Origin of the sequence: Subsaxibacter sp. CAU 1640, assembly GCF_023156585.1 — a bacterium.
In the GTDB taxonomy this organism is placed as follows: Bacteria; Bacteroidota; Bacteroidia; order Flavobacteriales; family Flavobacteriaceae; genus JBPOFM01.
On sequence record NZ_JALNMI010000003.1, the window covers coordinates 143,695 to 167,694 of the forward strand.

Below are 24,000 nucleotides of genomic sequence, written 5' to 3' on the forward strand. Positions count from 1 at the left end.
GACTATTGTTTTTTTGTGAGTTTATATATTTTATGAAGTAATTGTTCAGTATTGAATGGTTTCCCGATAAAATCGTCCATGCCTGCTTCGTAACATTTATCCACTTCCTCCTTGAGCACATTGGCGGTCATGGCAATTATTGTTATGTTAGCTTTTCCATTAGACAATGACCTAATTTTTTCGGTGGCTTCATAACCATTCATTATGGGCATTTGCACGTCCATAAGAATGACATCATACTCTGAAGATTTTACTTTCTCTACAGCAATGGCACCATTTTCGGCTACATCAACAGCAACATTTTCTATAGCATCTTCCAATTCTTCTTGGGCCACTACAGCGTTAAATTGATTGTCTTCCACCAACAACACTTTAATGCCTTTTAATTGATGAGCAATATTGTTTTCTGAAGATGTGGTTGTTTTATTTTTTGGCGAAACGCTTTCAGCTATTTCATACGGAATGGTGAAATGAAATGCACTCCCCTTACCCTTCTCGCTTTCTACCCAAATTTTTCCATTGTGCAGCTCGACCAGTTTTTTGGAAATGCTCAATCCCAAACCTGTGCCACCAAACTTCCGTGTGGTATCGCTGTACGCTTGTTCAAAGGATTTAAAGATTTTTTCAATACGTTCTTTATCAATACCAATGCCAGTATCCGATACCGTAAAATGCAACTTCAACTTATCGTTTTCTGCTTTTGAAGTCACTGTTATGTTTACCATTCCTTTTTCGGTAAACTTGATGGCATTCCCAATTAAATTAATTAGGATTTGTTTTAAACGTGTGTCATCGCCTTTGACCATTACTTCTTGCTGTGGCAAGTTGGTTTTCAACTGCAAGCCTTTTTCTTCTGCCTTGAACTGCATAATGGTTTGTACATTGTTCACGACCTCGTTAATTGAGAATGGTTCATGTTCCAATTCAATCTTACCCGCTTCAATTTTTGAAATATCCAAAATATCATTGATAATTACCAATAACGAATCCGACGATTGTTTGATGCCATCCAAATATTCGGTTTGGTCTTTTCGCGGTTTTCGACGCAGTAGAATATCCGTCATCCCTTTTATGGCATTCATAGGTGTTCTTATTTCATGACTCATATTGGCCAAAAATTGATGCTTTGCTTTTTCTGAAGCTTGGGCTTTTTCTTTTTCTTTCTGAATGATTTTTTGCGTTTTTCTGATATGTTTTAAGCGATAATACAAACCAAAAGCTAAAAGAGCTACTAAAATCCCCAAACCAATTAAAATGTTTTTGGTTGTTTTTTGGTCATTGATTTCCGATTGTAAAACCAGTTCACTTTCCAGTCGCTTTTGCTCCATGCTTAAGCTGTCTGCCAACCGTTGTTTTTCAAACTGAAAACCCAGTTCCTTACGCAATACCTCATGACTGTTTCGCAAGTGTGCCACCGAATCGTTCAACGTATTGTATCGCACATAGGATTGTAAAGCATTTTTGTACTGCCCCATAGCTTCTTGGGCTTTAAACAACACATCATAATTGCGCAAACGGTATATGACATCTCGTTTATTGCTAACATGGATGCCTGTTTTAGCATTTTCAATGGCTTTTTGGTACTGTTGCAAACCAAGGTACGCTTCTGCCATGGCAAAGTAATAGCGTTCCACATTTATAGACCCGGATTTACTAACAATATCATAAGTATTAGGTTTCAAAGGCAATAAGGCATTTATAGCTTGTTCATAGTTGCCCTTTGAGTTCATTATAAGGGCTTCTACCACATAAGCACGCCCCATACAAGGCTCACACTCGGGCATGTTTGTGTAATACTTAAACACATTATCTATATAAATTTGTGCACTATCCACATGCTTTTCCAAGGCAAAGGTTTGGGCAAGGTTTAAATCCAACGACATTTTAAACGATTCATTATTCAAACCATCATAAACCTTTTTGGCCCTATGGTAGTAAATCTTTGCTTCTCCAAAATTTTGTAAGTCTTGGTGTATCAAACCAATCCTAATTAAAGTAGTTCCATAAATGTTATCCTTAACCATATTGTGGGAGTCATAATATTCGATAATCGTTTGAAACATTGGTAGTGCTTCCGAATATTTACTTTCCCTAAAAAATTTAGTTGCCACCTGTTGCGAAAACCCAATTTTCAATTTAGGATCTGTAACCTTTTGTTGCAGGTCTAGCAAAATGTCTTCAAACCTCGTTATGTCCTTGGCCGTAAATTCGATATTTCGTTGGTAACAAAATTCCCATATAAAATCGTAAGCCAAAAGCAGTGTTTCATAATCCTTTTGTTCCAAAGCCATATAAAATGTCTCTCTGGCTATTGGACAGGCAGTTTCCAAATCATCCAATAAAAAGTATTTTCCGTATTCCAGTAATTTAAGGAAGGGCAAATAGTCTGTAAGTCCTGCTTCTTTGGCCATGTCCTGTAACTTTTCGCTACCCTTTACCCAGCGCATTACTTCAGGAGATGCAACTTCATTTTGCAATGGGTAAAACCTATGGTAATAGGCATTCACACGCTCTTTAGGCGTGTTTGAGGTATCGCTCCAAACGGCAAATAGTGAATCTTTGTTTTTTTCTTGAGAAAAAAATGGAAAAGATATCATTCCTAAAAATAAAAATACCAGTATTGATTTGACATTGACCATAAGTTGTGCAATTATGATAGAAAGATACCATAACAAGGTGTAAAAAGCTAACAATCAATTATCCGATGGTCATTTCACTTATCAAACGGTAGCAAATAATTATGTATCTTTCACATAATATGATGAAAATACTTAAGGCCTTAATAGTAGAAGACAATGCCTTTATGGCAAATGCGCTACTAGATATGCTACAGTCTCATACCGAGAATATTTCGGTGTTGGGCATTGCCCATTCTGGAAATGAAGCTTTGAAAATGATTTCAAAAACCCAACCCAATGTAGTGTTTTTGGATATTGAATTACCAGATATGACTGGTTTTGAATTGCTAAATCAATTACCCGAAATTACCTTTAAAACCATTTTTACCACAGCACACAGCCATTATGCTATAAAAGCTTTTAGGTTTAACGCCTTAGACTATTTGGTAAAGCCGATAAAAGAACACGAACTAAACGAAGCTATAAAACGTTGTTTGAAATCAACTGATAATAGTACTGAAATACAAATTGCATTAACCAACCTCGAAACCAAAAATGTATCAGATCAAAAATTAATTTTGCCTACACAAACAGGTACGTTGCGATTTTCTTTAAAACAAATTACCCTTATTGAAAGCGAGCGTAATTATAGTTATATTCATTTAACAAATAATACCAAAGAGCTATCGTCTAAAAACTTGGCCTATTTTGAAGATATTCTGGAAGATAAAAGTTTTTTTAGATGTCATCGTTCATTTTTAGTCAACAAATTCTTTGTTACTGAATTGAAAGAAGACTTTTTCATTTTGAAAAGTGGTGTTAAAATCCCTATTTCGAGACGGAAGAAGCGAGATGCCAAAGACTGGTTGTTAAACCAAAAGAACCATGAATCTTGAAAACAAAACCATCTGGATTACTGGTGCCTCAAGTGGTATTGGAAAAGGTTTGGCATTAGAACTTTCAAAGTATCCATGCAATTTGATTTTATCTTCAAGACGAAAGGAAGTGTTGGAAGAAGTCAAACTTTTGTGCAGCAACCAAGAACGAATTGCGATTCTTCCTCTTGATTTGACCGATTTTGAAAATCTCAAACCGATTGCAGAAAAGGCTGTCAGTTGTTTTGGAAAAGTGGACATCCTCATCAATAATGGTGGTGTCAGTCAACGTTCGCTCGTTATCGACACAGACATAAGCATAGATAAAAAATTGATGGAAATCGATTATCTAGGAACCATTGGGCTTTCCAAAGCTATTTTAAAACATTTTGTGGAAAATAAATCAGGTCATTTTGTAACGGTTTCCAGTTTGATGGGCAAATTCTCTTCGCCTTATCGCTCTGGTTATTGTGGTGCCAAACATGCCTTGCACGGCTTTTTTGATGCCTTGCGAATGGAGCACGAAAAAGACCATATCAAAGTCACAATGATTTGCCCAGGCTTTGTTAATACAGATGTGGCAAAAAATGCCTTGACAGGTGATGGTTCCAAACAAGACTCCCAAGACAAAGCCACCGAAAACGGACTAACTGTTGAAGAATTCTCAAAAAGGGTGATCAAAGCCATTCAAAAGGAAAAATTTGAAGCTTACATAGGCAAAAAAGAAGTTCTCGGTGTCTATCTCAAACGATTTTTCCCAAAACTGTTGCACAAATTTGTTATGAAAAGTCAAGTCCGTTAAAACAAGGAATATTAATATTTTTAATCACAAATATTATCACTTGGCTTTATTTTGAGTAGTGTTTTCCATATTTCTGTGTCATAATCACTTGGCGAAAATCTAAAAAACACAAAGGTTTTCTCAAGGTCTTCACAATAAAAAACACTAACCAAAGCATTTAAGGTCATCATACGCTTGGTATGAAACGAATTAAACAATCGTACTTTTCCTTTATAACTTGTATAACTGGTTTCAAGATTTTCCACAAATACTATGGTTGATTTTGGCACTTCAAAATCTTTGTCTTTATTGACAACATTCATTAAACCATCAAAATAAAACTGTAGGTTATGTTCCAAAATGGCTTCGTTTATGGGTGATTTCCCTTCAATATTCCATACAAATACATAAGACCAATAGTCTGGACTGTTCTGGTCTGACCAATCCTTTGGAAAATAGGCCTCTTCAAATCCTATATAATTTAATTCTGGCGCAAAATGGATTGGAAATTTAAAAATCTCTTTTGCCCATAAACTGTCAACTACCAATAGACTAGGTGTTTCCTGCTGCTGTGCAAAACAAAATGGAAACCATAGAATAAAAAATATAACTGTAATCAATTTACTCATTCTTATTAGTTTAAATAGACTTCAACTTCAAGCTCAATGGCATCAGAAATGGCATAATCTTTCACCTGCGCAACTCCTTTGGAACTGTAAGTAATTCCAAAATCAGTTCGGTCAAATTTAAATTTTGTGCTGATTTTGTTTTGTCCAGGATCAAAATCAACATTGAATAATTCTATACGTTTTGTAATCCCTTTAATGGTCAAATCTGCATCTATTTTTTGTCGATTCTTATCAACTCTTTCGAACTTTTTAAATTCAAGCGTGGCTTCTGGGTATTTGTTCACTTCAAAAAAGTCTTCATTCTTCAAATGGTCAACCAAATCTTGACTGTAATCACCATCTGTATTGACAATGGTATTCATATCTACAGTAAAACTTCCGCCAACTATTTTATCATTATCTAATTCCACAAAACCATCCTTGAAGTTGACGTTTCCGTAATGTTCGCCAAAGCTAAATAGCATTGTACCTCTCCAAAAAATACTGCTCTTTTGTGTATTTATGACAAGTTTTCCGTTTATCAATGGGTTGACGGTCATCACTTCAACCGCATTGCTTTCGTTTGATAATAAGTTTTCTGACACTTCTTTTTTGTCTTCGTTTTTACAACTACTGAAAATGTACGTGCTAACTAACACAAATAAAATAACTGTTCGTCTCATAATTGATTTATTTTTGATTTGAAACCAAAACTATCCGGAACGCTTGTAAAAAGTGTCAAAAAAGTGTAAAACAATTGTCAAGCCTTGTAAAAAGTGATTAAAATGCTGTTCTTTACTGTAGTTATGAAAAAATTAAATCTGTATTTGATTGCTCTCAATTTGGCGCTTTTCTTTTTGAGCTGCTCGGAACCCTATCAAACTAATCCTGATGAAATTAGGGTTTCATTGCGAAGTGTTGGCCATCAATTATTAATGTCGCAACAGGATTCTACTTCTTTAGTTCTTCCTATTGAAACTATTGATGAAAATAACTATCGTATCAAATTTGAAAATGAACTGTCCATCGAACCTGACAGTTTGGTCAACACCGTGAAACGAGCTTTTGATAAAAGTTCATTGGCTTCAAATTACATTATTGAGGTTGAAAAATGCAGTACTGAAGAGGTTGCTTATAGCTATCAAATTGTGGAAAGCCTGGAGACAGACATCATTCCTTGTAAAGGACGTACACTGCCAAAATCCTGCTATGAATTATTGGTTAAGTTTCAGAAAAAAGATACTGGTAAAAATCTGTTAATCTGGATTATAACAATTGTTATTTTAAGTGTTTTTTTATATTGTTTTTTAAGGAGAAAAAAGATTGACCAAAGTGAAATTCCTATTAGTAACGAGGTGACATTAGGAAGTTTTATATTTTATCCTGAACAGCACAAATTAGTGAAACAAGCCAAAGAAATAAGTCTGTCCAAAAAGGAATGTGAAATACTTGAAATGTTCACGGAAAAACCCAACGAAGTTATTTCAAGGGATGAACTCACCAAACGTATTTGGGAAGATAATGGTGTGATAGTTGGCAGAAGTCTGGATACTTACATATCCAAACTCCGTAAAAAGCTGAAAGATGACCCGAACATTAAGCTAATCAATGTTCATGGTATTGGTTACAAACTGGAAATAGGATAAATTACAGTTCTATACTTTCGCCAATTTCCAAAATCATTAAATCTTTGTTTTTATCAAAAAACTTACGCTTTGCCTCTTCGTGATCGATTTCGATATACCCAAACGTATCAAAATGATAGCCCAAAACCTTATCGCATTGAACAAAATCACTTGCCAAGATAGCATCATCAATTCCCATTGTGAAGTTGTCACCAATAGGCAGAATAGCTAAATCGAGCTGCGTTTGCAAAGGAATCAGCTTCATATCAAATGTCAAGGCTGTATCTCCTGCGATATAAATGTTCTTACGTTCACCTTCAATCACAAATCCACCTGGTTGTCCGCCATAACTTCCATCAGGAAAGGATGAGGTGTGAATGGCGTTCACATATTTTACATTTCCGAATTCAAAATCCCAAGAACCTCCGTGATTCATAGGATGCGTCTCAAAACCTTTTTGCTCGAAGTATGTAGCGATTTCAAAATTGGACACAATCATTGCGTTTGTTCGCTTTGCAATTGCTTCAACATCCAAAATATGATCTTGATGCGCGTGCGTCACCAAAATATAATCTGCTTTCAGACTATCGATATCGATGTTTGAAGCTTTGTCATTTCCAGAAATAAAAGGATCAACCAAAATATGTACGTCGTTGACCTCGATTCCCAAACTTGCGTGTCCGTAAAATGTGATTTTCATAATGTTTTCATTTGATGTACAATTTAAAACAAAATTTCAAATTTAGAATTTGTTTTAAACTGAAAAAACTCGAGCAATTTCTTCAAATCTGCTCGAGTTTTTAAGCCCCAAATTTTTTAACCAACTTAATAGCAAATTTGTGTTGGTATCAAATTCAATATCTAATTTAGACATTAAATATTTGATTTGCAAATATTTAACACTTTATTTACAATATGTATCCTATTCCTAATAATATAGAGAACAGAAACGTGGTCAAAGCAAGAATTTTCAATTGTGAGTCAAAATCATTGGGTTCCTTCGCTTTATTTATCTTTTTCAGATGCACAATTAGAGGAATGTAAGTTATGTAAAACAGGAAATTCCAAAAAGACGTGTAGTATAAAATTGAAAAGCAAAATGACACTACAATTGCAGCAAAAATAAGGAATACATGATATTGTTTAGCTTTTACCTTTCCCAATTTAACTGCCAAAGTTATTTTGTTTGAAAGCTTATCAGAGTCGATATCTCTCATATTATTGAGGTTCAAAACACCTACACTTAATAAGCCAACAGAAATGGCCGGAAGTATGACAAAATGATGCAATTGTTTTGTAAACAAAAAATAGCTACCGATGACGCTCACCAAACCAAAAAATATAAACACAAACACATCACCAAGACCTTTGTAGCCATAAGCGGATTCGCCCATAGTATATGACATTGCTGAATATGTTGCGATGACTCCTAGAATAATAAATATCAAACCATATAGAAAGTATTTAGTTCCAAAGGCGGCAAAAATCAAGCCTACAATCAAGAAAATAACAATGAGAATATTCTTTTTTATGGCTTCCAACATTTGTTCCTTGGAAATTTTCCCACTTTGAATAGCACGTTCAGGTCCTACTCTATTCTCATTGTCTGTACCTTTCACACCATCGCCATAATCATTAGAAAGATTTGATAAAATTTGAAATCCAATGGTAAGTGCAATTGCTATGATAAACACCAACCAATCAAATTTACCATCGTAATGCCCAAAACAAGCACCAATAATAATACCTGAAACCGACAATGGCAGCGTGCGCAAGCGCATAGCAGAAAGCCAAATCTTGAAATCGCTCATAGAGGTTTAACGCTTATGGAATCCACTTTTTTTCGAAGTTGGGCTTACGCTTTTCCAAAAACGCATCGCGACCTTCTTTGGCTTCATCCGTCATATATGCCAAACGTGTCGCTTCGCCCGCAAACACCTGTTGACCTACCATACCATCATCCGTCAAATTCATTGCGAATTTTAGCATTTTAATGGATGTTGGCGATTTTGCCAATATTTCCTGTGCCCATTGGTACGCAGTTGATTCCAATTCATCGTGAGGAATCACAGCATTTACCATTCCCATTTCATACGCTTCCTGTGCAGAATAATTTCTTCCGAGGAAAAAGATTTCACGAGCTTTCTTTTGTCCAACCATTTTTGCCAAATAAGCCGAACCATAACCACCATCAAAACTGGTAACATCAGCATCAGTTTGCTTAAAAATCGCGTGTTCCTTACTTGCCAATGTCAAATCGCAAACCACGTGCAAACTATGGCCTCCACCTACAGCCCATCCTGGTACAACTGCAATAACAGCTTTTGGCATAAAACGTATCAAACGTTGAACTTCCAGAATATTTAAGCGATGGTAGCCATCTTCACCTACATAACCTTGGTGTCCTCTGGCTTTTTGGTCTCCTCCACTGCAAAAACTCCAGATACCATCTTTGGTCGATGGACCTTCCGCAGATAATAGAACAACGCCTATGGTAACATCTTCATTTGCATTATAAAATGCATCATAAAGTTCACTTGTAGTTTTTGGCCTGAAAGCATTTCGCACATTTGGTCTGTTGAAGGCAATACGCGCAACACCATCACATTTTTGATAGGTGATGTCTTCGTATTCCTTGACAGTTTTCCATTGTATATCACTCATATAAAGTAGAAATTTTGACGTAAAAATAAGGCATATAACGAACTAAAAAAATTAGATCATATAAATACCATCATCCTTTAATTCGATAAGTTTTTGTTTATATAAAGAACCGACAGCTTTTTTAAAACTTTTTTTGCTCATTTGAAGAACATCCTTGATATCATCTGGATGTGATTTATCGGTTAGATTCAAAAAACCTCCATTGTCTTCAAGTTCGTGCAAAATAGTCTCTGCATTGGGTTCTATATTTCTGTAACCAATTTTCCCTAGTGAAATATCAAGTTTATTTCCAGAGCGAATCTTTTTAACGGTTCCTTTCATCTTGTCACCAATACTCAAATCCTTGAATATTTCATCATTGAAAATCAAGCCAGAATGAATATTGTTCACGATGACATTCATACCAATATCCGAAGGATGAGAAATAATCAAATCAACTTCATCAAATTGTTGGACAGTCAATTCTTTATTATCTAGAAAACGTTTGGTTTTGCTGGAAGCTACTAGTCTGTTAGTATCTTCATCAAGATAGCAATACACCAGATACCAACCTCCGCGTTTCATTTTGAAAGCCTGTTCTTTAAATGGACAAAACAATTCTTTAACCAATCCCCAATCCAAAAATGCTCCAAAAGGAGCCACTTCACTGCAACGCAACATAGCAAATTCACCTTTGGTAATGTATGGTCTATCAGTGGTTGCCACAGGACGTTCTTCATTATCGAGATAAACAAAAACTTCCATTTTATCCCAAATCATAAACTCCTTGGGCACATATCTATTAGGCAAAAGCACTTCCTCGCCTTCTCCATCGCCCAGATATAATCCTTGCTCGGCTTCTCTAATAATTTCTAAAGTATTGTATTCTCCTATGGTTATCATATTGCAAAAATAAGGATAAAAAAAGCGTTACAACACCTTGCAACGCTAATACGTTCTATCATTTTGACTTTTACTTTATAAATTCAAAATAATTAAGAAGTATTTCATCATTTTGAACTCTTGGTGTGAATACCTCCAAAATTTTTGGTGATTCTGATTTTTTATAGAATCCTTTAAGTGAAGTTTTTAATTCTTCCTCATTGGATGCCTTTTCATATTCAAATCCATACATTTTAGCCAGATATTCACCAGTTAAATTATGTTTGGTCTCAAAATAAGTGTCAAAATTTTCAGTGTTTTTATGTCCTGGAAGAATTCTGAAAATACCACCACCTTGATTATTAATGATGATAATCCTGAAATTCTTCGGTATATAATTGTTCCAGAGTCCGTTGCTATCATAGATAAAACTCAAATCACCTGTGATGAAAACGGTCTGTTTTTCTTTGACAACAGCACAACCTACAGCTGTGGATGTACTTCCATCGATACCACTGGTTCCTCGGTTGCAAAACGTTTCAATGGTAGGGTCTATATCAAATAACTGCATATATCGCACAACTGAACTATTTCCTAATTGCAAAACAGTATTCTGCGGAAGTGATTCATTGACAACTTCAAAAGCCTTCAAATCACTAAACGGAATCTGCTTTAAATATTCGATATGTTTCAATTGACGTTTTAACTTAACTGGACGCCACGTTTTTTGATAATCACTTTTGATGACGTGCGTTATTCTCGGCAAAAACTCTGAAAAAAATTGGTTTGGAGTTGCTTCAATATGTTTTTCGAGAACAAAAAATGTGTCGTTTGCCGTTTTTTTGTCGATATGCCAATGATGTTTTGGCTGGTATTTTCGAAGAAAAGATTTGATTTTTTTCGAGACAATCAAACCTCCAAAAGTGATCAAAATATCTGGCTGTAATTTCTTGAATTCTTCATCTGTCAAAGGTGTAATAATCTTATCGATGCTTGGAAAGAATTCGTCGTCGTGAATATTAGAAATAGTCTCGGTAAATACAATAACACTATTATCATTGGACAATTCATCAACCCATTTTTGATCTAGATGATTTGGAGGATTGGCGCCTACCAAAATCATTTTTCGAGTAGATTCATTCCAATCGACCAAACATTCTTCAATGATGAGCTTCTCTATCTTTTTCTTTTCTTTTGCTTCAAACTTTTTGACCTGTGGTTTCACCGTCATTTTTTCGGTCAATTCATACAAAGGCTCATCAAAAGGCACGTTGATATGTACAGGACCACTTTTATGAATGGCCAGATTGATGGCTGTATTGATTTCCTCTTCATTATGAGACTGAATATCATCTTGAAGCCCAAGGAAACGTTCTAATTTATCTTCAATATTCTTAAAAATTGGTAACTCTTCTTGTTCTGAAAGATTCAGTTCATCCTTTAAATCCAATTTTAAATTGGCTGAATGTAGAATATGATTCGCAAATACATTCTTTTGATTGATAGTCTGTCCATCTCCAATGCCTACCAAATGTTTAGGTCTGTCGGCTGACAAGACCACCAAAGGAATATCACTATAATAAGCCTCCGAAATTGCTGGATAATAATTGAGCAAAGCGCTACCTGAAGTGCACACTACAGCGGTTGGTTGCAATAACTGTTGTGCCATACCAAGCGCAAAAAAACCTGCAGAACGTTCATCAACGATACTGTAACAACTAAAAAAAGGATCGTTGGTAAAGCCGATAGTCAAAGGAGCATTTCTACTACCTGGAGAAATAATGATATGTTTTATGTTTTTAGCTTTGAATAGCTGAACGACGGTTTGGGCAAGCGGTATTTTTGAAAACTTCATAGGATTAAATCTAATTCAAAAATACTCAATATTTCAAAATAGAAAAATATTATAGATTGATAAATTATATTGAATTTTTAAGTCAATTCTAATTAATAATCAATAGATTTGTTTTCTAAAACAATCGTTAAAATGAAATATAGTTGCATTTTTATGGTGCTCCTTTTTGCTTCAGTTTTTTACTCATGTTCCAGTGATGACAGTGATTCTCAAAATCCGTCTTTAGGTGGTTGCATAACAACCATACCATTTTTAACATCCGATAGAACAATGACTTATTCAGTAAATGGAAATTCTGGTGGAGCAGTTTTAGAATTTGGCAATTGTGATGAGAATGGATATTATATCACCCGAACAATTGGTTCAAGCACCAGTACAGATCTTTATAGACAAAATGGTGACTTTTTAGAGGTTGATTCTCAAAACAACGGGGATTACTTTGCAAAGGTCTATAAGCTGAATTCACAATTGGGTGAATCTTGGACCCACACGCAATCTGATGGCACCATAAGCACACATGAAGTAGTGTCTGTAGACTCAACCATAACAGTTCCAGCTGGTACTTTTAACTGCAAGGTTTTCTCTTATACAACGAGTAGTATTATAAATACATCTTACATTTTCTGGGACGATCAAGTTGGACAGATAAAAGAAGATGCGGGTTTCTTTATAATCGAATTAGAATCTTACTAAAATATAAATATTATTAAGAATTTAAAAAGTTAGAATTCTTTTCATAGTCTCACTTTTTATAACGGTTTCCTCCCATTCTTTTTCAGCATCCGAATCTTTGGTGATTCCTCCACCAACATAAATATAGGCGTAATGATTCTTTAATTGCATACAGCGCAAATTGACAAAAAGGTTCGACACTGTCTTGATGACTGCATAAGCATCGTTTTCAACGTTTTGCCTGTTTGGATTTCGGCTTTTCTTCTCCATCAAATTTAATTCACCTAAAAATCCTGTATAAAATTCTCGATGATAGCCTTCATTTTTTAAAATAAATTGCTTCGCTGCGTTTTTCGGAAGACCACAAACCGCAGGTGTAGGATGCAAATCTTGCAACAATTCTTTTAAGTTTGATTCTTTATTTGATAGACGAGCTGTAATAGTAGTTTTAAGGTGCAGTAAATTTCCGGCTCTGACGGTTTCTGTGTTGGAAATTGAAACATTTTCAGTCAAACGCTCAAGTGAATTCACGATGAAATCTGTGACAAATTGTTGCTCTTCTCGTTCTTTTTCTTGCCAATCCACATTGAGTATTCCATCAAATTTTTGTGTACCTGCAAGTGACATTGTCGTTAGTTGATTGCCTTCAATTTTCAATAGCGTTTCTGGTGTAGCACCAAGCCAAAGACCTACTTTTGGATGAAAAAATAAGTAAACGAACGCTGTTTCATATTTGTTCAGAAGCTTCTTGAATATTTCAATTGAATTGGCTTCCTCAACTTTGATTTCTTCCTTTCGGGAAAGCACTACTTTTTGAAATTGATCAGAATTGATCGCATCGACACCTTTTTGAACCAGTGAAATATGATTTTTTCTGGCTTCCTTCTCTTCTGAAATGATTGATTTATTGGTCTCTTTTACAGCTGAAGTATTAAATTCACATTGCAACAACTCACTTTTAGAAATTGGAATTAAAATGGAATCTTTATCGCTATCAAATGGTGCAAAAACAAAACCGCTTTCTGAATAACCATTGATTTGATACATTTCATCTGAAGTTTGAAGCAAGGCTTTCAAAGTAGTCTCATTCGGTTTTCTGTAAGCAACAAACGGTAAATCCGAATCCAATTGAGATTGAATGTTTGCGAAAAAAACTTCAGAGGTCATCATTAGCTCGATTTTGGAAGCGAAATGGTTGACAGTCTGCAAATGGATACCAAATTCTCCTGCTCGTCAGTCACTCTAATGTCCAATAATTGCGTGGTTCTTCCTTTGTGCAAAAATGTGGCCTTGGCATAAATGTAGCCTTCTTTGACACTTTTTAAATGATTGGCTGTTATTTCCAAACCTCGAATCATTAAGTTCTGTGAATCCAAAAAAATATGTGATGCAAAACTGCCAACACTTTCTGCCAATGCCGCTGTAGCACCTCCGTGAAGTACACCGTCCGGTTGATAGACTCTTGAAGTCACTGGCATTCGTGCCACCAAGAAATCGTCACCAAAATCGACCATTTCGATTTCAAGGGTTTCCATCAATGTGTTTTTGCTTGCCATATTGGCTCTAGACAAAACCTCTTCTTTAGATAATTGCATAGGAAAAAATACTATTTTTAATGTCGACCGTAAAAATACAAAAGAATAAGAAGTATGACCGCACCTCATCTTGAAAATGACGCCGTAAAACTTGCATTGTTGGATTTGAGCAATTACAAGCATCTTTCTGAAGTAGCGAGCCAAAAAGATCTATTGAGATACTCACCTTCCGACATTACCACACCTGAAACATTAAAAGCATATGTGGAAACTGCTGTAGATGGTTATTATCACAAAACGACCATACCATTCATCATTTTTGACAAGACACAACAAAAATATGCTGGTAGCACTCGTTTTGGACTCATCAATTGGCACAACAAAGTTTTGCACATTGGCTGGACGTGGATTGGTCGGGAATTTCAAGGCACTTCCCTTAACAAGAATGTGAAATTTTTGATGCTTCACTATGCTTTTGAATCACTGAATTTTGAAAAAGTTGAATTTCGGATTGATGAACGTAACATTCGTTCACGAAAGGCTGTGGAGAAAATTGGCGGAACATTTGAAGGCATCTTGCGAAAAGACACTTTGATGCTCGATGGATACCGAAGAAACACTTGTTGTTATGGCATTTTGAAAGAGGAATGGAGCCATATCAAAAGCACCATTTTTTCGGAGTTTAAGTAGTCAGTATTTTTTCAAAACAAACACTGTTCTCTACACCTTCATATTGCCCATAATTTGGAATGATTTGATAACCGCTTTTGGAATAGAGCGCAATGGCTTCAGGCTGCTTTTTTCCAGTTTCTAGGATGCATCGGTTAAATCCAAGTTCTTTAGCCCATTGTTCCAATTCTGACAATATTTCAACGGCAATCTTTTGTCCTCTAAATTCTGGCAAGACATACATACGCTTAACTTCCATAGAATTTTCATCAAACTTCTTGATGGCACCGCAACCAACAGCAATCTCATTTTGATATGCAACAATGCAATGTTTGATATTGACAATCGCATTAAACTGATGATAAAAATCGTGCTCCTCGCCATCCCTTACTTTCAAATCAGTATCGAGACGTTTTACCAAGTCAACAAAATCTATGTTGGAAGAGCCAGTGCGACTTAAGCGTATCATTAACAATCAATGTATCAATTTTGAAATAATATCTTTTACAGGCAAAACCGCTTTTGTATGTTCAATACTTGGTCCAGCAACCCAAACGGTTTTGTAGGTCGCTTCCTTTGCAGCTTTTTCGGTCGCTTTCATTCCTATGGAAAAACGAACCATCTTAACCCATTTTTTGAGTTTCTTGTTTTTATTGAGAATAGATTCCAACCAAGATTCTTTCGTGCCGATTTTTTGAACATACGGTGTATTGATGACGGTACAAGGCGTACCAGAAATTCGTTGCGTCATTACAATATCCTTTGCGCCATAATCAACACACGCTTGTTTGTATTCGTCAGTAACGTTAGCCTCTTCTGAAGCAATAAAAGGGCTTCCCACAGAAACTCCGGATGCCCCATAGCTCAACATTTCATCAATATCAGCTTTGCGACCTACACCACCAGCAGAAATAATAGGAATGGAACAATGTTCTTTCAAAAGTTTTATAAGATTTTCTGGTGATAGATTACCACGATGGCCACCCGCTTCATTATTGACAGCAATAATGGCATCGGCTCCTAAACCTTCAACTTTTTTTGCAAAATTTAAATCTGTGACATCACAAAATACCTTGATACCAGCTTTATGAGCTTGATTTATGGTTTCTTCCGGACTTCCCAAAGAGGTAATGATAAAATCACATCCTTCTTCGCACAGCACTCGTAATTGCTCTTTATACTTGATATTTGATTTATTGACAATCAAGTTAAAACCAAACGAACCACCATCAACTTTTGCTGCCTTTAATTCTTGAATAGCTGCTTTTAATTCTGCTAATGTTCTATAGTTCAACGCAGGAATGCAGCCAGCGATTCCACTCTTCATCGCTTCTATGACCATCGCTGTATTGGAAACCAAGAACATTGGCGCTTGAATGATAGGATATTTAATGTTGAGAAGTTCGGTTAAGTCGGTTTCCATAGATATTAATGTTATTCATACAAATATAACTATTATTATGCATGCATAATACACCAAGAGTATCAAATAGCAATTTCTTACAACAGTTCTAAATATTTCCTAAAATTATCACAAAACATTCTTAATGAGTTCGTTGCTTTGCAAAAAGATAAGTAAATTCAGAAATAATTTTAAAAGGAGTAAACTTTTAATTCATCAATCAAAATCAAAAATCATCAAATCATCATCACCATCAATTTTTGTGTTTTAATTGTTTTTGCACCATAACCATCTTTTAAGATTAGAGTTTTAATATGTAACCTTTAAAATTTCTAATATTATGAGAACACAGTTAATTGGTTTAGTATTTCTAGGATTAACCAGCCTAACACAAGCTCAAAAAAGCATCGAGACAGATGTTGAAACTACGAGTGTAGACCTTAAGGATGTCATTATTTCTACTAACAGCAAATATATGAACAAGGTCTATGACGAGAACTCTTCTGAAGTGGTCAAAAACTTCGAACAAATCATTGCTGGATATGATATCAAATCGAATGAAATATATAGTGATGAGTATGATAATTATTCGGTAAATTTTAAGACCTCATCATCTTCCAAGATGAATGTTACCTACGATAAAGACGGTACCATTTTAACTTCGAAAGAGCAATATGATGACATTTTGTTGCCTTATTCGATAAGACAATCACTGGTTAAGGACTATCCTGGGTGGAAATTGCATAGCAACTCTTACAAAGTCGTTTACAGCCATCGTAATGATATCAAAAAAACATATAAAATTCAGGCGAGAAAAGATGGAGAACGAAAAAATCTCAAAATAAACCTTGATGGTAATATGGCAATTGTTTCAGTAGATTATGACTAGCCATATAAAAAAAAACGCAATCAAACTAATGATTGCGTTTTTTGTGTAAGTTATTATTACATTCTTGTGTAAGTTGCTAACAAATTTATGGTAACTGAATAATCTAATCCGTTTTGTGAAAGTTCTTCAACGGTTTGAATTCCCATTTTAAAAGTGCTATCAGTAAGCTCAACTATTGTATATATTCTTGTTTGGCCTTGAGATACTATTGTCAATTCATTTCCTGATCTTTCCCAAGTACCATTGGTGGCAAATTCTAAATTCTCAAGATTATCAACTTGAGTCTGTCCCATTGATGTGGTTGTTAATTCGATACTATATGTACCATCCGCCATTAATTCATTTGGATTTTCAGTAAATACTAAAGAGTAATTAACATCGTACGCTTCACCCACAAAAGTCGATGGAATTGTTTGACCTTGAAAAGTAGTGGTTGAGCTGCCATTATAATCAACATCAACAGCCACCCAGGTTCCTAACAGATTACCAGATGTATCAGAAGAATCATCACTGTCATCACTTGAACAAGAGAATATGACTAAACTGAAAGCCACAAAGAGTAAATTTAATTTTTTCATGTTTGTTAAAATTTTGTTAAGACGCTAAAATAGATTAATTTTCTTACGAAACAAATCTTAAAATAAAAAAACGCAATCAAACTAATGATTGCGTTTTTTAATATAAGGGACTTACGATTATTTCACTTCTTCAAAGTCAACGTCCTCAACATCGCTTCCTTCATTCGCGTTTCCGCCTCCTTGAGGAGCATCAGGTCCTGGTTGAGCTCCACCTTGCTGTGCTTCGGCTTGTGCTTTGTACATTTCCTCACTTGCAACTTTCCAAGCTTCGTTGATTTTCTCCAATGCTGGGTCAATCACAGCGATATCTTTGGTTTCAAAGGCTTTTTTCAAATCTTCAAGCGCTTCTTCAATTGGCTTTTTCTTATCATCAGATAATTTATCACCAAATTCTTTCAGCTGACTCTCCGTTTGGAAAATCATCGCATCGGCAGCATTCAATTTGTCTGCTTTTTCTTTTGCTTGCTTATCTGCTTCAGCATTTGCTTCTGCATCAGCTTTCATCTTTTTGATTTCCTCTTCAGTCAATCCAGAAGATGCTTCGATACGAATGTCTTGAGTTTTGTTTGTCGCTTTATCAGTTGCAGTAACGTGGATGATACCATTAGCATCAATATCAAATGTTACTTCAATTTGAGGTGTTCCTCTTCTTGCTGGTGGAATACCATCCAAGTGGAAACGTCCAATGGTTTTATTATCTGCAGCCATTGCTCTTTCTCCTTGCAATACGTGGATTTCCACTGAAGGTTGATTATCGGCAGCTGTAGAGAATACTTGTGATTTCTTTGTCGGAATGGTTGTATTCGCCTCAATTAATTTAGTCATCACATTACCCATAGTTTCAATACCAAGAGATAATGGAGTGACATCAAGAAGCAATACATCTTTTACATCACCTGTTAAAACACCGCCTTGAATTCCTGCTCCAACGGCCACAACCTCATCAGGATTTACACCTTTACTAGGTTTTTTACCGAAGAATTTCTCAACAGCTTCTTGTACTGCTGGTATACGTGTAGAACCACCTACCAAGATGATTTCATCAATATCACTTTTAGAAACTCCTGCAGCTTTCAATGCTTTTTCGCAAGGTTCAATAGTACGTTTTACCAAATCATCAATCAATTGCTCAAACTTCGCTCTTGTCAAAGTACGTACCAAGTGCTTTGGTCCGCTCGCAGTAGCTGTTACGTAAGGCAAGTTGATTTCTGTTTGCGCAGAAGATGACAACTCAATCTTTGCTTTCTCTGAAGCTTCTTTCAAACGTTGAAGCGCCATCGGGTCTTTACGTAAATCGATGTCTTCTTCTTTTTTGAACTCTTCAGCCAACCAATTAATGATTTTTTCATCCACATCATCACCACCCAAGTGCGTATCACCATCTGTTGACAATACTTCAAATACGCCATCACCTAACTCTAGGATAGAAACGTCGTGTGTACCACCACCAAAGTCAAATACAACGATTTTTTGGTCTTGACCTTTTTTATCAAGTCCATAAGCCAAGGCTGCTGCCGTTGGTTCGTTGATGATACGACGAACTTTCAAACCAGCAATCTCACCAGCTTCTTTTGTAGCTTGACGTTGAGAATCGTTAAAGTAAGCAGGAACTGTAATAACAGCTTCACTTACAGTCGTACCCAAATAATCTTCAGCAGTTTTCTTCATTTTTTGAAGAATCATAGCTGACAATTCTTGTGGTGTATATAAACGACCATCGATATCCACACGTGGTGTATCATTATCGCCTTTTACTACTTTATAAGGTACGCGCTCTGCTTCGTTTTTAGATTCAGAATATTTATTTCCCATAAAACGTTTGATGGAATAAACCGTTTTGGTTGGGTTCGTTACCGCCTGACGCTTTGCTGGGTCACCAACTTTGATTTCGCCTCCTTCTACAAAAGCAATCACAGATGGTGTGGTTCTTTTACCTTCTGCATTAGGAATAACCACTGGCTCATTACCTTCCATTACCGAAACGCAAGAGTTGGTTGTACCTAAATCGATTCCAATTATTTTACTCATAGTTTTTATGTTATTGTTGTGTATTAATTTTTAAAATTCTCTTTCTATATGTCAATGACTGTGCCATGACAAAAAATATGACATGATGACAGATTATTAAATTGTTACTGGTTTTTAACCTAAACCTTACCTAATTGTTAAGCTATTCTTCACGCTTAACAGTATTATAAAATTGGTATCGGTTTATTAATCTTTTGGAAAGTTTTAAAAATGATTGAGGTAATAAATTCGTGAAAACTTTTTAACGAAACTCAATTATGAAAAAACTTTTACTACTGAAAATCTTGTTGATTACAAATGTCATCTGTGCCCAATTGAACATAGGCGATATGGCTTTTGTATCCTTTAATGCCGATGGTGATGACGATTTCGCTATGGTGACATTTGTGGATATTCCTGCAAACACGACCATCTATTTTACAGATTCTGAATGGAATGGTACTGCTTTCGGAACTGATGAAAATGATTTCTCTTGGGAAACTGGCGCAAGTATCATTCCTGCGGGAACTGTCATTACATTTTACACCATTAGCGCCACACCTAACGTTTCTGTCGGAACTATCGTTGGAAGTCCTGGTGGAATTTCTACAGGTTCTGAAGCGATTTTTGCGTTTCTAGGAACGGCTCCACGAGTACCAACAACATTTATCGCAGCTGTGGCCAATGCTACTGGAGCGTTTGGTGACTTGTCAGGCACTGGTTTAACGAATGGCACCACAGCCATTACTTACAGTCCTGATGGTGTTGATATCGCTCAATATAATGGTCCACGAACTGGTTTGGACGCAAATGGCTATTTAATTGCCCTAAATAATATGACCTATTATAACATCCAAGACACAGGCAATGACGACCACAACGATGGCATTGCTCCAGATGTTCCTTTCAACACGACACCTTTCGTGATTTCCGCCAATGACACTACAGCACCATCAGTTGCAACGACCATTGTTACGAGTGCTACAACGTTAGACGTTATTTTCTCTGAAAGTGTAACGGAAGTTTCTGCTGAAGAGATGTCCAATTATAGCATCGCACCTGCTTTGAGTATATCCTCCATCGTTTATAATGATGCTACCTTAACCGCGACAGTGACGCATTCTGGGTTTGCAAACGGTATCGCTTATCAATTGTCTGTAAGTAATATTGAAGATTTGGAGGCAAACGTTCAAAATCCTGCATACACAAGCGATGATTTATTCTGGAACACCACCACTTCAGGTCTTATTATTTCTGAAATTATGTACAATGCACCTTCTGATGATTCCAATGCTTTAGAGTTTTTGGAGATTTACAATAACAGTGGTGCTTCTATTGATTTGGGTGGTATTCAGGTTAAGGATGAGAGCAACTTCACCTTTATTTTTCCTGAAATGATGTTGGCAAACGAAGGCATCGTTCTTTTGGCAACTGATAAAACTACTGCCGATGCATTCTACGGCGTATCATTTTTGGATATGCCTCAAGGTATTTCAAACGCTCTTGGAAATGGTGGCGAAGTGCTTCAAATATTGAATTCTGCCAATACATTAATCTTCGAAATGGAATATAGCGATGACGCTCCTTGGCCTACAGCTGCTGATGGTGATGGTCCTTCGCTGGAATTATTGAATCCTAATGGTGATTTCAACGATGGCACTAACTGGACTCCTGCTACCAACTTGGTCGGACAGTCTTTAGGTGAAGATGTTTTTGCATCTCCTGGAAGCTACGTGCCTGTTACCAACACCACGCCTCAAGTGAGTTTTGCAAGTGCTTACTATAATGTGTCTGAAGACGCAATGTCGTTGAATGTCGCTGTTGAATTATCCTCCATCTACTCTAGCGATGTGACGGTTGATGTGTCTTTGGTCAACGAACTATTGACTGCCTCGTCAACCACAGACTTTACTTTCGCCAATCAAACGATTACAATCTCTGCCAATACACTTTCAGCGCAGATAGACATTCCTATTCTTGATGATATGATGGCAGAAGCTGATGAAATATTCATTCTACAATTATCAAATCCTACCAATGCCAATATGGGCAGTTTCGAGCAAACAGGTGTTTATATTATAGACAATGATACTGAATTGTTCTTCCCGACTGATGGTTTGGATATCAATTATGCTACGAGTTATTTGGTAGATGCCTCTGGCTCTGCTGAAATTACTGCTTATGACACGGTTTCTCAACGTTTGTTTGTGATGAATTCCGTTGGAAAGAAATTGGAGATTCTTGACTTTTCAGACATTCAAGCTATTTCTACTATCAACACGATTGATTTGGCATCTTACGGCACTGAAGGTCCAACCAGCGTTACAGTAAAAGATGGCTTTGTGGCAGTGAGTGTGTCCAATGGCCCAACTGCTGATGGCGTCGTCGTATTTATGGATATCAATGGCGCGAATATTTCTTCGGTCACCGTTGGCAATCTGCCTGATATGTTAACCTTTACGCCAGATGGCACTAAAATTTTGGTAGCCAATGAAGGCCAACCAAACGCTGATTATTCCATAGACCCGGAAGGGACTATCTCTGTCATTGATGTCACTGCTGGTTTTGGCAACGTGACGCAATCAGATGTTACAAGCATCAACTTCAATGCCTTCGATTCTCAAATCGCTTCGTTAAGAGCTGCCAATGTCAGAATCTTTGGTCCTGGCGCGTCTGTGTCTCAAGATTTGGAGCCGGAATACATCACTGTGTCTGCCGATTCTCAAACGGCTTGGGTAACGCTTCAAGAAAACAATGCTGTGGGCGTAATTGATTTAACCACAAATACCATTACCAACATCATTCCACTTGGCTTAAAGGACCATTCCTTACCAGGGAATACCTTGGATGCTTCAGATGATACTGATTTCATTTTTATGGCTAATTGGCCTGTCTTCGGAATGTATATGCCAGACGCTATTGCCAACTACACTAATGGTGGCACTACATATTTGGTTATGGCAAATGAAGGCGACGCAAGAGAATATGATACGTTTGAAGAGGAAGAACGCGTCAGCGATTTGCCATTAGACCCAACCGTTTTCCAGAATGCCGATTTATTACAATTGGATAGCAACCTTGGAAGATTGACCGTAACTACTGCTACAGGAGATACTGACAACGATGGTTTGTTCGAAGAAATCCATGTTTTGGGTAGTCGTTCGTTTAGCATTTACAACGCTAATACTGGTACACAGGTGTATGACAGTGGCGATGATTTTGAGCGCTATACTGCTGCAGACCCAACTTATGGTACTTTGTTCAATGCAAGTAATAGCAATAACAACTTCAAAAACCGAAGCGACAATAAAGGTCCAGAGCCAGAAGGTATTACAGTGGCACAAATTGGCGACGAAGTTTACGCATTCATCACTTTGGAGCGTGTGGGTGGTTTAATGGCTTATAAAATTACTGACCCTTTCAATCCTACCTTTGAAAAATACGTCAACAATCGCGATTTAGGTGAAAATGAAGGTGGCGACCTTGGTCCGGAAGGCATCATTTATTTAAGTCCGGAGGACAGCCCAACTGACACCGCTTTGATTGTGATGTCAAACGAGGTTAGTTCAACCATCAGTGTTTATACGATTGATAATGTGACTTTGAGTATTCCAGAAGTGATTGCAAATAACAACACATTCAAGGTATATCCAAATCCTGCCAAATCAAATCAAACACTATATTTTAATCAAGAAGCAAACGTAGCCTTATATGACCTACAAGGAAGAGCCATTTTGTCTCAAAACAATGTGATGAACATCACACTTCCTACTTTAAGCACAGGAACCTACTTCTTGAAGAACAATAAAGGAGAAACTCACAAAATAATAGTAGATTAGTTTTTTTTAAATTTTGAGTTTTCAGGAGGCTGTCTCATCATTAGGCAGCCTCTTTTTATTTTTAATGGTATCATCTTTCGGAAATCATCAATTGAGATATCACTTTTGAAAAATAACAACCTCGTAACTTATTGATATATAAGCAATATCGAGTCCGGAACGCTTATTATCAGTTTGGGAATGCTTATTATCTATTCTAGAACGCTCATTATCAATTCTGGAATGCTTATTATTAATTCTGGTACGCTCATTATCAATTCTAGAACGCTTAATATCTAGCCTAGAATGCTTGTTACAAACTTTGGAATGACTCTTACAAACTCTTGAATGCCTATTACAGAACTTGGAACGCTCATTATCAATTCCAGAACGCTTATTCACAAATTTGGAACGCTTATTATTAGTTCTAGAATACGTATTCACAAAACCTCAATCCATAATCTTCCAACGCATACTAATCAATCCCCAACGCTTACTAAAACATCACCTTATATCGCAAAGCTTCATACTACTTTAGAGGTA

General features: G+C 36.4%; 21 protein-coding genes. 7 read left to right on the forward strand and 14 right to left on the reverse strand.

All coding sequences use genetic code 11. The annotated features are described in order from the left end of the window. Positions 1–2 precede the first annotated feature (2 nt). Positions 3–2,597 (reverse strand): ATP-binding protein, encoded by a 2,595-nt coding sequence (locus M0G43_RS08200; RefSeq protein WP_248024975.1) that lies wholly within the window; start codon positions 2,595–2,597, stop codon positions 3–5. 143 nt (positions 2,598–2,740) lie between these two features. Here M0G43_RS08200 and M0G43_RS08205 point away from each other — a divergent pair, with 143 nt between their 5' ends. Next, positions 2,741–3,514: a LytR/AlgR family response regulator transcription factor gene (locus M0G43_RS08205; RefSeq protein ID WP_248024977.1), complete on the forward strand. Its 774-nt coding sequence runs from the start codon at positions 2,741–2,743 to the stop codon at positions 3,512–3,514. Further along, positions 3,504–4,295 carry an SDR family oxidoreductase gene (locus tag M0G43_RS08210; RefSeq protein ID WP_248024979.1) on the forward strand — a complete coding sequence of 264 codons (792 nt, stop codon included), beginning with the start codon at positions 3,504–3,506 and terminating at the stop codon, positions 4,293–4,295. Before M0G43_RS08205 ends, M0G43_RS08210 begins: the two co-directional genes overlap by 11 nt. A 20-nt stretch (positions 4,296–4,315) precedes the next feature. Here M0G43_RS08210 and M0G43_RS08215 read toward each other — a convergent pair whose 3' ends face one another. After that, entirely contained in the window at positions 4,316–4,903 is a 588-nt protein-coding gene (locus M0G43_RS08215; protein WP_248024981.1) for a hypothetical protein, read from the reverse strand. A gap of 5 nt (positions 4,904–4,908) precedes the next feature. After that, on the reverse strand, positions 4,909–5,565 hold the full coding sequence (locus M0G43_RS08220; protein ID WP_248024984.1) for a YceI family protein: 657 nt from the start codon (positions 5,563–5,565) through the stop codon (positions 4,909–4,911). Positions 5,566–5,688: 123 nt separating this feature from the next. Between M0G43_RS08220 and M0G43_RS08225 the strand changes: the two genes are divergently transcribed. Then, a complete protein-coding gene (locus M0G43_RS08225) occupies positions 5,689–6,528 on the forward strand; it encodes a winged helix-turn-helix domain-containing protein (protein ID WP_248024986.1) in 840 nt (279 codons plus the stop codon). Between the two features lies 1 nt (position 6,529). On the opposite strand, the gene M0G43_RS08230 is transcribed toward M0G43_RS08225, so the two are convergent. From M0G43_RS08230 to menD, 5 genes are all read right to left on the reverse strand, one after another. Then, on the reverse strand, positions 6,530–7,207 hold the full coding sequence (locus tag M0G43_RS08230; protein WP_248024988.1) for a metal-dependent hydrolase: 678 nt from the start codon (positions 7,205–7,207) through the stop codon (positions 6,530–6,532). Positions 7,208–7,415: 208 nt separating this feature from the next. Further along, positions 7,416–8,318, reverse strand: coding sequence for a 1,4-dihydroxy-2-naphthoate octaprenyltransferase (gene menA, locus M0G43_RS08235; protein ID WP_248024989.1), 903 nt, complete (start codon positions 8,316–8,318; stop codon positions 7,416–7,418). 13 nt (positions 8,319–8,331) lie between these two features. After that, a complete protein-coding gene (locus M0G43_RS08240; protein ID WP_248024990.1) occupies positions 8,332–9,171 on the reverse strand; it encodes a 1,4-dihydroxy-2-naphthoyl-CoA synthase in 840 nt (279 codons plus the stop codon). 51 nt (positions 9,172–9,222) lie between these two features. Beyond that, complete coding sequence (locus M0G43_RS08245) at positions 9,223–10,053, reverse strand: S1 RNA-binding domain-containing protein (RefSeq protein WP_248024991.1); 831 nt, start codon at positions 10,051–10,053, stop codon at positions 9,223–9,225. 70 nt (positions 10,054–10,123) lie between these two features. Further along, positions 10,124–11,887 (reverse strand): 2-succinyl-5-enolpyruvyl-6-hydroxy-3-cyclohexene-1-carboxylate synthase, encoded by a 1,764-nt coding sequence (menD, locus tag M0G43_RS08250; protein WP_248024992.1) that lies wholly within the window; start codon positions 11,885–11,887, stop codon positions 10,124–10,126. Positions 11,888–12,019: 132 nt separating this feature from the next. Between menD and M0G43_RS08255 the strand changes: the two genes are divergently transcribed. Continuing rightward, the gene (locus M0G43_RS08255) at positions 12,020–12,580 is read left to right on the forward strand and encodes a hypothetical protein (RefSeq protein ID WP_248024993.1); all 561 of its coding nucleotides are present in this window, start codon (positions 12,020–12,022) and stop codon (positions 12,578–12,580) included. Positions 12,581–12,601: 21 nt separating this feature from the next. On the opposite strand, the gene M0G43_RS08260 is transcribed toward M0G43_RS08255, so the two are convergent. Both M0G43_RS08260 and M0G43_RS08265 read right to left on the reverse strand, forming a co-directional pair. Further along, positions 12,602–13,729, reverse strand: coding sequence for a chorismate-binding protein (locus tag M0G43_RS08260; protein WP_317231452.1), 1,128 nt, complete (start codon positions 13,727–13,729; stop codon positions 12,602–12,604). Continuing rightward, a complete protein-coding gene (locus M0G43_RS08265; RefSeq protein ID WP_248024994.1) occupies positions 13,729–14,154 on the reverse strand; it encodes a PaaI family thioesterase in 426 nt (141 codons plus the stop codon). Before M0G43_RS08265 ends, M0G43_RS08260 begins: the two co-directional genes overlap by 1 nt. Positions 14,155–14,208: 54 nt before the next feature. Here M0G43_RS08265 and M0G43_RS08270 point away from each other — a divergent pair, with 54 nt between their 5' ends. Then, the gene (locus M0G43_RS08270) at positions 14,209–14,784 is read left to right on the forward strand and encodes a GNAT family N-acetyltransferase (protein ID WP_248024996.1); all 576 of its coding nucleotides are present in this window, start codon (positions 14,209–14,211) and stop codon (positions 14,782–14,784) included. Here the strand turns inward: M0G43_RS08270 and M0G43_RS08275 are convergent. Further along, the gene (locus M0G43_RS08275; RefSeq protein ID WP_248024998.1) at positions 14,777–15,232 is read right to left on the reverse strand and encodes a GNAT family N-acetyltransferase; all 456 of its coding nucleotides are present in this window, start codon (positions 15,230–15,232) and stop codon (positions 14,777–14,779) included. The two genes, M0G43_RS08270 and M0G43_RS08275, sit on opposite strands and share 8 nt — an antisense overlap. A gap of 6 nt (positions 15,233–15,238) precedes the next feature. Then, positions 15,239–16,186 carry an NAD(P)H-dependent flavin oxidoreductase gene (locus tag M0G43_RS08280; protein WP_248024999.1) on the reverse strand — a complete coding sequence of 316 codons (948 nt, stop codon included), beginning with the start codon at positions 16,184–16,186 and terminating at the stop codon, positions 15,239–15,241. 319 nt (positions 16,187–16,505) lie between these two features. On the opposite strand from M0G43_RS08280, the gene M0G43_RS08285 reads away from it, so the two are divergent. Continuing rightward, entirely contained in the window at positions 16,506–17,054 is a 549-nt protein-coding gene (locus M0G43_RS08285; RefSeq protein ID WP_248025000.1) for a hypothetical protein, read from the forward strand. Positions 17,055–17,110: 56 nt separating this feature from the next. Here the strand turns inward: M0G43_RS08285 and M0G43_RS08290 are convergent, their stop codons facing one another. Together M0G43_RS08290 and dnaK are read right to left on the reverse strand one after the other, a co-directional pair. Then, entirely contained in the window at positions 17,111–17,608 is a 498-nt protein-coding gene (locus tag M0G43_RS08290; RefSeq protein WP_248025001.1) for a lipocalin family protein, read from the reverse strand. 141 nt (positions 17,609–17,749) lie between these two features. Then, on the reverse strand, positions 17,750–19,660 hold the full coding sequence (gene dnaK / locus M0G43_RS08295; RefSeq protein WP_248025002.1) for a molecular chaperone DnaK: 1,911 nt from the start codon (positions 19,658–19,660) through the stop codon (positions 17,750–17,752). A 257-nt stretch (positions 19,661–19,917) separates the two neighbouring features. Here dnaK and M0G43_RS08300 point away from each other — a divergent pair, with 257 nt between their 5' ends. Next, a complete protein-coding gene (locus tag M0G43_RS08300) occupies positions 19,918–23,478 on the forward strand; it encodes a choice-of-anchor I family protein (RefSeq protein WP_248025003.1) in 3,561 nt (1,186 codons plus the stop codon). The last annotated feature ends 522 nt before the right edge of the window (positions 23,479–24,000 follow it).

Excerpts from the sequence above, each read along its gene's own strand:
- M0G43_RS08200 (WP_248024975.1), bottom strand. The coding sequence starts at position 2,597 with ATGATATCTTTTCCATTTTTTTCTCAAGAAAAAAACAAAGATTCACTA.
- M0G43_RS08270 (WP_248024996.1), top strand. The coding sequence starts at position 14,209 with ATGACCGCACCTCATCTTGAAAATGACGCCGTAAAACTTGCATTGTTG.
- M0G43_RS08275 (WP_248024998.1), bottom strand. The coding sequence starts at position 15,232 with ATGATACGCTTAAGTCGCACTGGCTCTTCCAACATAGATTTTGTTGAC.
- M0G43_RS08280 (WP_248024999.1), bottom strand. The coding sequence starts at position 16,186 with ATGGAAACCGACTTAACCGAACTTCTCAACATTAAATATCCTATCATT.
- M0G43_RS08245 (WP_248024991.1), bottom strand. The coding sequence starts at position 10,053 with ATGATAACCATAGGAGAATACAATACTTTAGAAATTATTAGAGAAGCC.
- M0G43_RS08265 (WP_248024994.1), bottom strand. The coding sequence starts at position 14,154 with ATGCAATTATCTAAAGAAGAGGTTTTGTCTAGAGCCAATATGGCAAGC.
- M0G43_RS08215 (WP_248024981.1), bottom strand. The coding sequence starts at position 4,903 with ATGAGTAAATTGATTACAGTTATATTTTTTATTCTATGGTTTCCATTT.
- M0G43_RS08260 (WP_317231452.1), bottom strand. The coding sequence starts at position 13,729 with ATGATGACCTCTGAAGTTTTTTTCGCAAACATTCAATCTCAATTGGAT.
- menD (WP_248024992.1), bottom strand. The coding sequence starts at position 11,887 with ATGAAGTTTTCAAAAATACCGCTTGCCCAAACCGTCGTTCAGCTATTC.
- M0G43_RS08255 (WP_248024993.1), top strand. The coding sequence starts at position 12,020 with ATGAAATATAGTTGCATTTTTATGGTGCTCCTTTTTGCTTCAGTTTTT.
- menA (WP_248024989.1), bottom strand. The coding sequence starts at position 8,318 with ATGAGCGATTTCAAGATTTGGCTTTCTGCTATGCGCTTGCGCACGCTG.
- M0G43_RS08300 (WP_248025003.1), top strand. The coding sequence starts at position 19,918 with ATGAAAAAACTTTTACTACTGAAAATCTTGTTGATTACAAATGTCATC.
- M0G43_RS08210 (WP_248024979.1), top strand. The coding sequence starts at position 3,504 with ATGAATCTTGAAAACAAAACCATCTGGATTACTGGTGCCTCAAGTGGT.
- dnaK (WP_248025002.1), bottom strand. The coding sequence starts at position 19,660 with ATGAGTAAAATAATTGGAATCGATTTAGGTACAACCAACTCTTGCGTT.
- M0G43_RS08230 (WP_248024988.1), bottom strand. The coding sequence starts at position 7,207 with ATGAAAATCACATTTTACGGACACGCAAGTTTGGGAATCGAGGTCAAC.
- M0G43_RS08220 (WP_248024984.1), bottom strand. The coding sequence starts at position 5,565 with ATGAGACGAACAGTTATTTTATTTGTGTTAGTTAGCACGTACATTTTC.
- M0G43_RS08240 (WP_248024990.1), bottom strand. The coding sequence starts at position 9,171 with ATGAGTGATATACAATGGAAAACTGTCAAGGAATACGAAGACATCACC.
- M0G43_RS08285 (WP_248025000.1), top strand. The coding sequence starts at position 16,506 with ATGAGAACACAGTTAATTGGTTTAGTATTTCTAGGATTAACCAGCCTA.
- M0G43_RS08225 (WP_248024986.1), top strand. The coding sequence starts at position 5,689 with ATGAAAAAATTAAATCTGTATTTGATTGCTCTCAATTTGGCGCTTTTC.
- M0G43_RS08205 (WP_248024977.1), top strand. The coding sequence starts at position 2,741 with ATGTATCTTTCACATAATATGATGAAAATACTTAAGGCCTTAATAGTA.